11 protein-coding genes are annotated in these 13,202 nt (G+C 38.7%); 8 read left to right on the forward strand and 3 right to left on the reverse strand.

Translation table 11 applies throughout. The annotated features are described in order from the left end of the window. Positions 1 to 55 precede the first annotated feature (55 nt). Together J4856_RS08845 and J4856_RS08850 are read right to left on the reverse strand one after the other, a co-directional pair. Positions 56 to 748: a DUF4230 domain-containing protein gene (locus tag J4856_RS08845; protein ID WP_025838849.1), complete on the reverse strand. Its 693-nt coding sequence runs from the start codon at positions 746 to 748 to the stop codon at positions 56 to 58. A gap of 2 nt (positions 749 to 750) precedes the next feature. Beyond that, complete coding sequence (locus J4856_RS08850; protein ID WP_025838851.1) at positions 751 to 1,419, reverse strand: DUF4230 domain-containing protein; 669 nt, start codon at positions 1,417 to 1,419, stop codon at positions 751 to 753. 324 nt (positions 1,420 to 1,743) lie between these two features. Here J4856_RS08850 and J4856_RS08855 point away from each other — a divergent pair, with 324 nt between their 5' ends. The 3 genes from J4856_RS08855 (at position 1,744) to hisS (ending at position 4,977) form a co-directional block, all read left to right on the forward strand. Next, positions 1,744 to 2,250 (forward strand): Fur family transcriptional regulator, encoded by a 507-nt coding sequence (locus J4856_RS08855; protein WP_025838853.1) that lies wholly within the window; start codon positions 1,744 to 1,746, stop codon positions 2,248 to 2,250. Further along, a complete protein-coding gene (locus J4856_RS08860; protein ID WP_025838854.1) occupies positions 2,247 to 3,521 on the forward strand; it encodes an adenylosuccinate synthase in 1,275 nt (424 codons plus the stop codon). The genes J4856_RS08855 and J4856_RS08860 overlap by 4 nt, the downstream gene beginning before the upstream one ends. A gap of 97 nt (positions 3,522 to 3,618) precedes the next feature. Then, a complete protein-coding gene (hisS, locus tag J4856_RS08865; RefSeq protein ID WP_025838856.1) occupies positions 3,619 to 4,977 on the forward strand; it encodes a histidine--tRNA ligase in 1,359 nt (452 codons plus the stop codon). A gap of 338 nt (positions 4,978 to 5,315) precedes the next feature. On the opposite strand, the gene J4856_RS08870 is transcribed toward hisS, so the two are convergent. Next, positions 5,316 to 6,524: an L-serine ammonia-lyase gene (locus tag J4856_RS08870; RefSeq protein ID WP_025838858.1), complete on the reverse strand. Its 1,209-nt coding sequence runs from the start codon at positions 6,522 to 6,524 to the stop codon at positions 5,316 to 5,318. A gap of 534 nt (positions 6,525 to 7,058) precedes the next feature. Between J4856_RS08870 and nrfH the strand changes: the two genes are divergently transcribed. The 5 genes from nrfH (at position 7,059) to pncB (ending at position 13,044) form a co-directional block, all read left to right on the forward strand. Further along, positions 7,059 to 7,691, forward strand: coding sequence for a cytochrome c nitrite reductase small subunit (nrfH, locus tag J4856_RS08875; RefSeq protein ID WP_025838860.1), 633 nt, complete (start codon positions 7,059 to 7,061; stop codon positions 7,689 to 7,691). Positions 7,692 to 7,710: 19 nt separating this feature from the next. After that, entirely contained in the window at positions 7,711 to 9,207 is a 1,497-nt protein-coding gene (gene nrfA, locus J4856_RS08880) for an ammonia-forming cytochrome c nitrite reductase (protein ID WP_025838861.1), read from the forward strand. Positions 9,208 to 9,404: 197 nt separating this feature from the next. Next, on the forward strand, positions 9,405 to 10,742 hold the full coding sequence (locus J4856_RS08885; protein ID WP_025838863.1) for a cytochrome c biogenesis ResB family protein: 1,338 nt from the start codon (positions 9,405 to 9,407) through the stop codon (positions 10,740 to 10,742). Continuing rightward, positions 10,739 to 11,527 carry a cytochrome c biogenesis protein CcsA gene (gene ccsA / locus J4856_RS08890; protein ID WP_025838865.1) on the forward strand — a complete coding sequence of 263 codons (789 nt, stop codon included), beginning with the start codon at positions 10,739 to 10,741 and terminating at the stop codon, positions 11,525 to 11,527. Before J4856_RS08885 ends, ccsA begins: the two co-directional genes overlap by 4 nt. A gap of 311 nt (positions 11,528 to 11,838) precedes the next feature. Next, a complete protein-coding gene (gene pncB / locus J4856_RS08895) occupies positions 11,839 to 13,044 on the forward strand; it encodes a nicotinate phosphoribosyltransferase (protein ID WP_025838866.1) in 1,206 nt (401 codons plus the stop codon). Positions 13,045 to 13,202 lie beyond the last annotated feature (158 nt).

Consider the following 13,202-nt stretch of genomic DNA (forward strand, 5'->3'; position numbering starts at 1 on the left):
CGTCATGTTTTTAGCATGTTGTGTTTTGTCAATTCCATTTATCGTAAATATTAAGCTAGGGCGATAGCTTTTTATTTTTACGTGGCATGAATTCTACCTTTATATTTTTATAACCCATGGAATGAAGAAACTGTACAAACTGCTGCTTTGCATTTCTTTCAGCAATCATGATGTTTTCTTTTGTCATACAACGAGCAATCATCTTCTTGTAGGCGCGGTTATAAAGTTGTTCGCGATCAGCTGAAGTCCAATCTCCTTTTTCAAAGAAAGAACGTGACTTGGCTTCATCAATAAAGTTGGTGTCAAGTAGTATAATTGGAGGTAACTTTGCAACGATAACGCTGTCATTCTCAACGCGAATCCAGTGAGGTTCTGTCTGATGTAAATCAATGCCTAAGCGTAAAGTACCATAATATATACGTACGAGTTCTGAATCAGAGAAAAAACCACGACTTACAGTGTCAATAAGTTCTTCGTCGTTGATGGCAAGAAATTCCCATTGACCAATGTCTTGTATCTGTTGTATCTGTGTGTGTGTTATATCAATTCGTTGATTAGTAGATACACTTACTTCATTAGAAGAATTAAACCAATAAAAGAGCCCGCTAAAAAGGCATAAGATGACAATGAAGAATATAAGACACCCCTTATTAAAAGATAAAAAGCGTTTGAAAAAACTTTTTTTATCCATTTTTATCTCATTCTCCTTTTGCCCTAAATTGATATTATCAGTTGATGTTATTTTCATTTTTAATCTTTTATATTTACTTCAACTAACTGTCTTAAATCTCTAATTGTAAACTTCTTGCGGAAAGAGATAGTTATATTATACTCTTTATAACCCATAGCTGTAAATAAAGGAACAAGTTGTCGTGCTGCACTCCTTTGCGCTTGTTCAATGATGCCCATCTGTGGGATAGAAGCAATAATATGTTCTCTACCTTGTGACTCATAACTTGTAAGCTCTGCGTCTGTGAAATTATGACGTGTCAGTGCTACATATTCCTTCACCTCATTATGATCTATCTTTGTTGAAGTGAGAACAACTTTAGGATCGGGTAGAGTAATGAAAAGTTCATTGCCTTTATGTTTAATATTTTTTTTGCTAAAACTGGATAAATCAATGTATGCTTTCAATGTTGCATCCATTGGAATAGCTATTCTACGGCTACCTAATGGAAGATCCACATTGAAGTCATGTTTCATAATTGATCCTGATAATTTAATCTCATCGTTGTGGGTGATAATCTTATGTATACGATATTCTGTCGTATAGAGTCGGGAACACTGCTGTACTTGAGTCACCAACATCGGTATTGTGTCAATGCTCTTTACGGTAGGTTCCTCAGTGCTATTCTTGTTGGTACATGCAGTTATGAGCAGTAAGAGAGACGAAACTACGAGGATAAAATATTTCATTCTTTATCTTTATTTCTTTATTTCTTTATTATTGTGTGTACAAAGATACAAAAAACACAGAATAAAACGTTTTTTTATTCGATAAAAAGAAGTAAAAACAGATAGACACACGAACATAGAACTATTGATAAGAAATGTTAGAAGATAAAGTAAGTGTAAACTATAGTTTTAACTAAACAACTCGATTATTGCGTTTAATAGATTAACCTACTAATACGAAGATAAGGTGTTATTTGAGTGAATTGCTTTTAACTTTTTTTTGTTGTTATATATTAGTTATATCATTAAAAAAAAGTAACTTTGTGCGAATTTAATCAGTAAACAGTGACTAGAGATATAGTCAAAAAAAGAGTTCGAGATATTCTGGATGAATACCTCGAAGCTAATAATCATCGCAGGACATCAGAGCGGTATGCTATTCTGGATGCAGTGTATGACATGGAGGAACATTTCTCCTTGGATGAGTTGGGTGCAGCGCTTGAAAAGAATAATTTTCGAGTTTCTCGTGCCACACTCTATAATACAATGCGTCTTTTCATAGAGTTGCGTCTCGTTGTTAGACATCGTTTCATTGGTCAAACTAAATATGAAGCATGCTACAACAATGAAGATCATATTCATCAGATCTGTACGCTATGCGGAACAGTAACAGAGGTAGATTCTCCAGAAATTGCGGATGCGATTAAGAATACAAAGTTCCACCGTTTCCGCCGTGATGGTTTCTCCTTATATATATATGGAATCTGCTCACGCTGTCAGGCCATTTTGTCGCGTCAGAGGAGTAAGTTTCTTACACAGAGGCAAGTTAAAAACTCACATAAAAGCAAATGAACACAGGTAAAGTAGACGTCCTATTGGGTCTCCAATGGGGTGATGAAGGAAAAGGTAAGGTTGTAGACGTGCTTACACCACGATATGATGTAGTGGCTCGTTTCCAAGGAGGTCCAAATGCTGGACATACTCTTGAATTCGAAGGTCAGAAGTATGTGCTGCGTTCTATACCTTCAGGCATCTTTCAAGGTGGAAAAGTTAACATCATTGGTAATGGAGTTGTCTTAGCTCCTGACCTTTTTATGGGTGAGGCAAAAGACCTTGAAAAGAGTGGGCATCCACTGAAAGAGCGCTTGCATATATCAAAGAAGGCACACCTCATCATGCCTACACATCGTATCCTCGACCGTGCTTACGAAGCAGCAAAAGGAAAGAATAAGGTAGGAACGACTGGTAAGGGTATTGGACCTACTTACACCGATAAAGTTAGCCGTAATGGTTTACGTGTTGGTGACATTCTTTGTGATTTCGAACGCAAGTATGCTGCTCACAAGGAGCGTCACATGAAGATGCTAACAGGTCTTGGTTGGACGAACTTTGAAGGTTTGGAAGAGACCGAGAAGGTTTGGATGGAAGGAATCGCTTATATGAAGGAGTTTAAATTCGTTGATTCAGAGAATGAAATCAATCACCTAATTCGTGAGGGTAGGCATATTCTTTGTGAAGGAGCCCAAGGTACGATGCTAGATGTAGATTTTGGCTCATATCCATTTGTTACCTCTTCAAATACAATTTGTGCTGGTGCTTGCACTGGACTTGGAATCGGTCCAAATAAGGTTGGAAATGTCTATGGCATTATGAAAGCTTATTGTACTCGTGTTGGTGCTGGCCCATTCCCAACAGAACTTTTCGATGAGATTGGCAAAGAGATTCGTGACCTTGGTCATGAATATGGCGCTGTGACAGGACGTGAACGTCGTTGTGGTTGGATCGATCTCGTTCAGCTTCGTTATTCTGTCATGATTAATGGTGTGACAGAGCTTATCATGATGAAGAGTGATGTTCTCGATAGCTTCGAAACCATCAAAGCTTGTGTGGCGTATGAACTACCTGATGGTACTGAAACAAAGGACTTCCCTTATGAAATTGACAATGTGAAGCCTATCTACAAAGACTTCCGTGGTTGGAAGAAGGATATGACGAAATGCAAGTCACAAGATGAATTCCCACAGGAGTTCCGTGACTATGTAGCTTTCCTTGAGAACTATCTTGAAACCCGTATAGGGGTTATCTCTGTTGGTCCTGATCGTGAACAAACGATTGTTTTATAACCTGATTTAGGCTGTGACAGGCGACTGTGATTTTTTAAAGCTTATTTCGTCTATTACTACCTAATATTCATATTCAAAAAACATAAATAAACGACAAATGGCAAACAAACCTTCCATCCCAAAGGGAACGCGTGATTTTGGTCCTGATGAGATGGCTAAACGAAATTATATATTTGATACAATTAAGCGTGTGTATGCGCTCTATGGCTTTCAGCAAATAGAGACTCCCGCGATGGAAACTTTGCATACGCTGATGGGCAAATATGGTGAAGAGGGAGATAAACTTCTCTTTAAGATTTTGAACTCTGGGAATTACTTGAAGTCTGTTAGTGACGACGAACTCAAGGAGCGCAATACACTTAAATTGCAAACAAAGCTCTGCGAAAAAGGTTTACGTTATGACCTTACAGTTCCTTTCGCACGTTATGTTGTTATGCATCGTGATGAGATTCAGTTACCATTTAAACGTTATCAGATACAGCCAGTATGGCGCGCAGATAGACCACAAAAGGGACGTTATCGTGAGTTCTACCAGTGTGATGCTGATGTTGTTGGTTCAGACTCATTGTTGAACGAGGTCGAATTAATGCAAATTATTGATACGGTCTTTACAGAATTTGGTATCCGTGTTCAGATTAAAATTAATAATAGAAAGATCCTTACGGGTATAGCAGAGGTTATTGGCGAAAAAGAAAAGATCGTTGATATCACTGTCGCAATTGATAAACTTGACAAAATAGGACTTGACAATGTTAATGAAGAGTTGCGTGGCAATGGGATCTCTGAGGAAGCAATTGAAAAGTTACAGCCAATCATTAAGTTAGAAGGTACTAATGAAGAAAAACTTGATGTTATTGCTGAGGTACTGAAGGATAGTGAAACTGGCCTAAAAGGTGTTGAAGAGTCTCGTTTTATTCTTGATAATTTGAAGAACTCTGGACTAAATAACGAGGTACAACTTGACCTAACCTTGGCACGTGGACTGAACTATTACACAGGCGCTATCTTTGAGGTTAAGGCACTTGATGTTCAGATTGGTTCTATTACAGGTGGCGGACGCTATGATAACCTGACTGGCATCTTTGGTATGCCAGGTATCTCTGGAGTAGGTATAAGCTTCGGTGCTGATCGTATTTATGATGTTCTTAACACGCTAGACCTTTATCCAAAAGAGAGCGTTCAAGGTACTCAGCTCCTATTCATCAATTTCGGTGAGGAAGAGACAGCTTATTGTCTCCCAATAGTTGCAGCTACTCGAAAGGCTGGCATACGCACTGAGATATTTCCTGATAAGGTTAAAATGAAGAAACAAATGAGCTATGCTAACGTTAAGAATATTGGATTCGTTGCACTTGCAGGTGAAACTGAAATGCAGGAAGGTAAGATAACGTTGAAGAATATGACTACTGGTGAACAAGAACTTGTTACGCCAGAGGAATTGATTAATAAGATCTAAAACTTATACTCCTCTCTTCATGCTAGGAGGAGAGAGGAGTATTGTTAATTATGATTGTGATCTAATACTGTTTTATTGATATAAAGACAACCATGCAGAACTGCAATCTGTCGAATATCTTTGCTATATAAAAGGTTTTTCTTTATAATGCTCCTTGTAAACGTATTTTTAAGCAAGAAATGGGAAGAGGGGAACTTTTCTTAAATTGCACGCTCTGAAACATACGAGGATATCAGACTTTCGCACCTATTTTGATGACAGACTCCATTCAGGCAAAGGCGCAACACTGAGTAAGATTAAGTAGGACAACAAGCCTTATTTAGAAAACAACAATAATATTACATTGGATATTGCTTTGCCAATCCACCAGCACTTGTTTCTTTATAAAGTGATGGAATATCATGCCCTGTTTGCTTCATTACTTCAACAACACGATCGAATGAGACGCGATGGTGCCCATCACTAAATGACGCATAAAGCTGTGCATCCAAAGCTCGACAAGCAGCGAATGCATTACGCTCAATACAAGGAATCTGCACTAAACCACAAACTGGATCGCAGGTCATACCCAAGTGATGCTCTAATCCCATTTCGGCAGCATATTCTATCTGGGAAGGACTACCACCAAATAATTGACAAGAAGCGGCAGAAGCCATTGCACAAGCTACACCAACCTCACCTTGACAACCTACTTCTGCGCCAGAGATAGAAGCATTGTATTTTACGATGTTACCAAACAGACCTGCTGTTGCAAGTGCGTGTAAAATCTTCGTTTCAGAAAACTCATGTCCTTTTTGCAAATGATAGAGTACTGCTGGGACTACACCGCAAGCACCACAAGTTGGTGCAGTAACAATTTTACCACCAGACGCATTTTCCTCACTGACAGCCAAAGCGTATGAATACACCATTCCACGACTCTGCAGAGAAGGCTTATATCCACGTGCTTTGATGTAATAATTTGGTGCTTTTCGAGCTAGGTTTAATGGTCCTGGTAAAGAACCTTCGCTATCAAGACCACGTTCAACAGCTGCCTGCATAGTTTTCCAGACCTCACGAAGATAATCCCAGAAATCATCACTCTCGCACTGTTTTACATACTCCCAATAGCCACGTCCATGATGCTCACACCATATCTGAATATCTTTGAGAGTGTGCATGTCATAAACAGATTCCTTATGAAAATAATCATTTGTAGCTTTACCTTCTGATAGTGCGCCTCCACCAACACTATAGACTATCCATTCATCCAATAGGTCTTGATTGTTATTAAAAGCACGAAATAACATACCATTGGGATGATAGGGGAGAAAGACTTCAGGTTCCCACCTTATTTCTATCGGTGCAACTTTCTTCAAAACATCAATGATAGCCTTATCTGTCATGTGTCCCTTACCAGTAGCTGCTAAGCTGCCATAAAGTGTAACTTCAAATTTTGCTGCTTCGGGATGACGCTCAGCAAAGATGATTGCTGCACGCTGTGGACCCATAGTATGACTACTTGAAGGTCCTTTACCGATTTTAAATATCTCTTTTAATGATTCCATATATGTTTTATGTCCCAAATACTTTTATATTATAATTGAAATGCAAATGTACGAAAAAAACATCAATGGAGCAGATAAAAACTTTAATTGTCGGATAATTTTTTTTTAATGAACGCTCTTCTACCATTTGTATAAGCTAAAAGTACGTAAGAACAACATCCGAAGAGAATTCTCCAAGCCAATTGATTATCTTTGCTTCTCCATAGATTACACATTGATTTATGTTTACGGGAAAATGTTTTATATATAATAATAAAATGATTTTTTGATATATGAAGGTTGGTAAAGATTGTTATGAATCAATAGACAACAATATTTCTTTTCTGCCCGTCATCTTCACATTCGTTGTAATAATAACATACTGTAATTGTAAGTGGAATAGCATGTTAGTATATCTTTTCTATAATTTCTTCAAATGAATGTATTTTCTTAGAATTAGTCTAAATCATAATTTATGATGATTTTTTCTTTTTTCTTTACTTGTCTAATGAAAAATAATACATATCTTTGTGCACGAAACAAGATATAAATCCTATGAAACTAAAAACCATATCTACCAAATTGAAAAGTATGATAGATAAGTTTCTATCATGCATCTCATATCGGCAAAAGGTTACATTATCTATTTTGTGCGGTGTGATAGTAGGATTAACAGGGTTATTCTTTTATCTTCTACGTATGCATACCTATATAATAGGTGATGACCCAGCGGCATGTATTAATTGCCATATCATGTCACCTTATTATGCTACGTGGTCACACTCTGCACATGCTCGTAACACCACATGTAACGATTGTCACGTTCCTAATGATAACGTTGCTGCACACTATGCTTTTAAAGGTATGGATGGTATGAAGCATGTAGCTTATTTTGTTACATTTAATGAATCGCAAACTATTCAGGCAGAATCAGCATCGGCAGAAGTGATAATGGATAACTGCATCCGCTGCCATAAACAATTAAATCAAGAGTTTGTAAATACAGGCAGAATAGATTACATGGAGGCTCAGCGTGGTGAAGGTAAAGCCTGCTGGGATTGTCATCGTGATGTAGCACACATGAAGATGAATTCTCTCTCAAGCACCCCTGGTGCAGAATATGTGGAACCAATGCCACCTTCTCCTGTTCCAGATTGGTTGCAAAAAGTGTTAGGAAAGAAAAAATAAGAACTAAAAATCGATAATTATGGCAAAGACATTAAAGAAATGGCAAGGCTGGCTACTCTTTGGAGGAGCAATGGTTCTCGTGTTCATTCTTGGACTGCTCTGTTCTTCAATGCTTGAAAGAAGAGCTGAGGTTGTAAGTGTGTTCAACAACAGACGTACACCGATGACTGACTCCATTGTATCTCAGAATGAGAAATTTGCAGCTGATTTCCCACGTGAATATGAGACGTGGGCAATGACAGAAGACACAAGTTTCGTGAGTAAGTACAATTCTTCCCAGGAAGTAGATGTACTGGCAGAGAGACCCGAAATGGTTATCCTATGGGCTGGCTATTCTTTCTCAAGAGGGTATAATACACCACGTGGACACCGTCATTGTATTGATGACTTACGTAAGATTATGCGTACAGGAAGTCCAGGTGTTGATGGACAAGATGACATACAGCCAGGAACCTGTTGGACCTGCAAGGGTCCTGATGTTCCACGTCTAATGCGTGAGAAAGGAACTGATAAATTCTATGCTGCCAAGTGGAGCGACTGGGGACCAGAGGTCATGAACACCGTCGGTTGCTCTGACTGCCATGATGCAAGGACGATGGAACTTCGTCCCGCTCGTCCTGCTCTCTATGAGGCATGGGCTCGTGTCGGTAAAGACGTGAGAAAAGCCAGCCATCAAGAGATGCGTAGCCTGGTCTGCGCACAGTGCCACACGGAATACTACTTCGAGAAAGAGAATGGCAACTATCTACATTTCCCTCAAGAAAAGGGTATGACGTGTGAGGCAGCAGAGGAATACTACGATAGTATTGGCTTCTACGATTACATCAACCCATTATCAAAGGCGAAGATTCTAAAGGCACAGCACCCTGGTTATGAATTGTATTTACAGGGAATCCATGGACAGCGTGGTGTTTCATGTGCTGATTGTCATATGCCTTACATCTCTGAGGGTGGTGTGAAATATACTGATCACCATATTACAAGCCCATTGGCAAACATCGAGCGTACTTGTCAGACCTGTCACCGTCAAGATGCTGAGACGCTTCGTCAGAATGTTTATGAGCGTCAGAAGAAGATTTATGACTTCCGTACAAATGTAGAAAAGGAACTTGCAGCTGCACACATCGAGGCTAAATTTGCTTGGGAAAAGGGTGCGACGGAAGCTGAGATGGAGCCTGTTCTTAAGGATCTCCGCAAGGGTCAGTGGCGTTGGGACTATGCTGTAGCTAGCCACGGAGCTGCCTTCCATGCTCCACAAGAGGTGATGCGAATCCTTGGAAGTGCAATGCAGTATGCAATGGATGCTCGTTTACAGATAGCACGTGTTGTGGCTAAACATGGATACACTGGTAAGATTCCTCTTCCAGATGTTTCAACAAAGGCTAAGGCACAATCATACATTGGTTTGGATATGCCTAAGCTCAATTCACAGAAGAAGAAATTCCTTGATACAATCGTACCAAAATGGATTGAGCAAGCTAGAAAGAACAAACGCTTTGTTACTAAGCCGATGTAAATAGTTACTAACAGGATTCCTTCCCATCTGGGGGAGGAATCTTGTCTGTAAAAGTGAGAATACCCATATTAACTGGGTACTTACTAATCTTTATATTTTATAACTCACACAGAATTTATTTATTTACTCTTACTCCAATACTTAATTTTTTATGTCTTTTCTTATTAGGAAAAGGGTGGAGTAGAGTTTTTCTTGTTATGTGGAATAAACCTTATACACTAAAAGAAGGAACAGCAATTGTTGTTGGTTTATTGGTAACTGGTGTCTTTTTACAGGCAACAATGGGGTCCTTGGAGTGGGGCTTTTTTGCTTGGCCAGCCAACTTCATTACTTTAGTTTTATTTGTTCTGGCACTTGTCGCAGTATTCATATTACGCAAATGGTCTTATTTCTGCCGTTTTATGGCTACTATGCAAGCAGCTATTCCTGCTATAGCAGCAGCAGCAGTATTAACCTTTGTCATGGGAATTACAAAGCAAGTAGCGGAGGGGAGAGATGCTGTTGATCCGCTTGGTATAACGAAGATGCTTAATTTTTGGCCTTTCGTTCTAGTCTATGTTTGGATGACTGCTATTGTTGGTGAGGTAACTTTGAACCAATTATCTCATTTTTCATGGCGTCGTTTGCCCACACTAACGAGTCATGTTGGTCTTTTCATTGTTCTTACTTGTGGTACACTTGGTAGCGCAGATATGCTACGTGTGAAGATGTATTGTGAAGAGGGGCAGCCTGAATGGCGTGGTCTTGACGCTTTTAGCAACGTTCATCACCTTCCGGTAGCAATACAATTAGAGAAGTTCACTATTGATGAATATCCACCTAAGCTCATGCTTATTGATAACATGGGACTTCCACTTCCGAAAGGGAAGCCTGAGAATATTCTTTTAGATAAGAATGTAAAGTTTGGTTATCTATTGGATTGTAAGATCGAGGTTCTCAAGCGTATCGATAACGCTATGCCTGTTATGTTGAGCAAGATGGTTGGTAAAATGCCTGGAGGTATGATGAGCAATATCCGTATGGATTCATTAGGACAGGCACGCAATAAAGAAGGTTATATTCCTTCTGATGCTAAAGGAACAGCATGTGCAATATATGTGAAGGTGACAACAGGTATAGGCAATAATGGAAATAGTGATTCTAGATTAAAGAAAAATAAACAACATACTATCACAGGATGGCTTACATGTGGTAGTTACCTTTTCCCTTATCAATCTTTGAAACTTGAAGATAGTAGAAGACTGGTCATGCCTAATCGCGAGCCACGACGCTTCTCATCTCTTGTTGACATTTATACACAAGCAGGACAGAATATTCGTACTGAGATAGAGGTTAACAAACCGTTTAGTATCGAAGGATGGAAAATCTATCAGCTTAGCTATAATGAGCAGATGGGAAAATGGAGTAACTTAAGTATCTTTGAGATTGTAACCGATCCTTGGATGCCAGTTGTGTATGTTGGAATATTCTTGTTGTTGTTCGGAGCTGTCGGAATGTTCTTGACAGCAAGTCGTAAGAAGGAGGTAAAACTATGATCTGGAATTATTTTATTATTTTTGCAATCATATCTGTAATTTTATGGGTCATTGGTGCATGGGCAGCATGGCATAGTCGTCACGTTATGGCCTTTGGATCTACAGGGCTTGGATTAGCAGTATTCTTTGCATATATTTTAATAATGTGGATAACCTTGGAACGACCACCTCTTCGTACGATGGGTGAGACACGTCTGTGGTACAGTTTTTTCCTCCCATTGGCAGGTATTATTGTCTTTAGTCGCTGGCAGTATAAGTGGATATTAAGTTTCTCCACACTTCTTGCAACCGTCTTTGTTTGTGTGAACATCTTTAAACCAGAGATACATTCAAAGACACTTATGCCAGCCTTACAAAGTCCATGGTTTGCTCCTCATGTAATTGTTTATATGATGGCTTACGCTCTTTTGGGAGCTGCAGTGGTCATGTCAGTTTATCTTCTTTTCTTTAAGAAGAGTGCTGATACGGATAAGGAAATGGAGATAACGGATAATCTCACTTACGTTGGTCTCTCATTTATGACTCTCGGTATGCTGATGGGTGCTTTATGGGCAAAGGAAGCATGGGGACATTACTGGTCATGGGACCCAAAGGAGACATGGGCTGCTATCACTTGGCTTTCCTATTTGGTTTATGTTCACTATCGTCAATATCGTCCTCGTATCATCCGTCCAGCTTTATGGATATTGATTGTAGCATTCATCTTACTTCAGATGTGTTGGTGGGGAATAAATTATCTTCCTTCAGCACAAGGTGTAAGTGTTCATACCTATAATTTGAGTTAAGTCTTTATTCGTATTTTTAGCTTATCTCAAAGATTCATAAAATCGTATCAGAAGTTACAAATGTCATAAGTTTACACTTCTGATACGATTTTTTTCTTAAACAACGTGTAAAACGAGTCTTGTTTATACCTAAAAGTGATTTGCTCAGAATAAGTAAGTCTTAATTCTATAAAATGATATTGTGTACTTAAACACATTGCTATAAATACTTATGAAAAACAGATGCACAGATGAAGCCATATTTTTGACAAAAACCTTTGTCTTTCCATATCTTTTTTATACTTTTGGCAACTGAATTCAACTACATTAAAATGAGACAAATCATTAATTATTTCACAGACGATGACCTTTACAAGCTTACAATGTGCTGTGCAGTCATTGACAATTATCCACGTGCACATGTATGCTATCATTTTGTTGACCGTGATGACACGGTTTATCCAGAAGGATTCGCACGTGAAGTGGAACATCAGATAGAATTATTGGAATCGGTTGTTATTACGGATGACGAAATTAATTTTCTTCGTAAGAAATGTTACTATCTTCCAGAATGGTTTTTAACCTATCTACGCGGCTTCCGCTTTTCACGAGAATGGGTGAAAGTCTGGCAGGATGAAGAGGGTCATCTTTATATAGAATTTGAAGGATTATGGGCAGATACAATTCTGTTAGAAGTGAAGGTCCTTGCGATTATCTCTGAGTTGTTCTATATGTTTAACGACCAAGCTCAGAACTTTGATTATCAGGAGCTTTATGATAAAACCTATCATAAGACAGAGCGTCTTCTTGAGGCAGGTTGCGTTTTCTCTGACTTCGGAACACGTCGTCGTGCTAGCCTAACAGCAGAAGATACTGCTGTACGTGCTATGAAGGATTGTTATGATAGTCGAGAATGGAAGGGTCGTTTTGTAGGAACAAGTAATATTCATCTTGCCATGAAGTATGACCTTACTCCAGTTGGAACTATGGCGCATGAGTTTATTTGTGCTATCGGTGGTATGTTTGGTCCGCAAATGGCAAACTATATGGCAATGGAGGCATGGCGCAGAACCTATCGTGGTGCGTTAGGAACCTATCTCTATGATTCTTTTGGTTGGGACATCTTCTCCTATAATTTCTCTGAGGATTTTGCAAATCAATTTAAGGGATTGCGTATTGATTCTGGAGATAATATTGAACAGCTAGAGAAAATCATTGCTAAATATAAATCTTTTGGTATCAATGCACGCGACAAGCAGGTTTTATTTTCAAATGCTTTAGATACTGATAAGGCTATTGAGATTCAGCGTTATGCAGAGAGTCGTGTGATGCCATCATTTGGTATTGGAACTCACTTCACCAATGATTTCCCACATGTTAAACCTATGAATATTGTTATAAAGCTGGTTGCCGTAAAGATTACGGAATCATGGCCATTTTATAATGATACTTGTAAGATATCAGAAGATAAAGGCAAACATACAGGAAAACCAGAGGTTATTAAACGATTTATGGAAGCTATACATTATAAAGAATAAGCTTTCTGCTTGTTTTCTTCCAATCGACAGAAGAATCTGTGAATAATAAAAGGCGGTAATTAGTTATGTTAATTCTCAACTTATTACCGCCTTCTTGCGTTTCATTATGTTATTGGATCAATAGAAAATAGTGGGAGAGAAGCTTACAATGAATTCTT

Origin of the sequence: Prevotella scopos JCM 17725 (assembly GCF_018127785.1) — a bacterium.
In the GTDB taxonomy this organism is placed as follows: domain Bacteria; phylum Bacteroidota; class Bacteroidia; order Bacteroidales; family Bacteroidaceae; genus Prevotella; species Prevotella scopos.

Bases quoted from the DNA above. Each gene is read 5' to 3' on its own strand.
- J4856_RS08850 (WP_025838851.1), bottom strand. From the start codon at position 1,419: ATGAAATATTTTATCCTCGTAGTTTCGTCTCTCTTACTGCTCATAACT.
- J4856_RS08870 (WP_025838858.1), bottom strand. From the start codon at position 6,524: ATGGAATCATTAAAAGAGATATTTAAAATCGGTAAAGGACCTTCAAGT.
- J4856_RS08860 (WP_025838854.1), top strand. From the start codon at position 2,247: ATGAACACAGGTAAAGTAGACGTCCTATTGGGTCTCCAATGGGGTGAT.
- J4856_RS08885 (WP_025838863.1), top strand. From the start codon at position 9,405: ATGTGGAATAAACCTTATACACTAAAAGAAGGAACAGCAATTGTTGTT.
- pncB (WP_025838866.1), top strand. From the start codon at position 11,839: ATGAGACAAATCATTAATTATTTCACAGACGATGACCTTTACAAGCTT.
- nrfH (WP_025838860.1), top strand. From the start codon at position 7,059: ATGAAACTAAAAACCATATCTACCAAATTGAAAAGTATGATAGATAAG.
- hisS (WP_025838856.1), top strand. From the start codon at position 3,619: ATGGCAAACAAACCTTCCATCCCAAAGGGAACGCGTGATTTTGGTCCT.
- nrfA (WP_025838861.1), top strand. From the start codon at position 7,711: ATGGCAAAGACATTAAAGAAATGGCAAGGCTGGCTACTCTTTGGAGGA.
- J4856_RS08845 (WP_025838849.1), bottom strand. From the start codon at position 748: ATGAAAATAACATCAACTGATAATATCAATTTAGGGCAAAAGGAGAAT.
- ccsA (WP_025838865.1), top strand. From the start codon at position 10,739: ATGATCTGGAATTATTTTATTATTTTTGCAATCATATCTGTAATTTTA.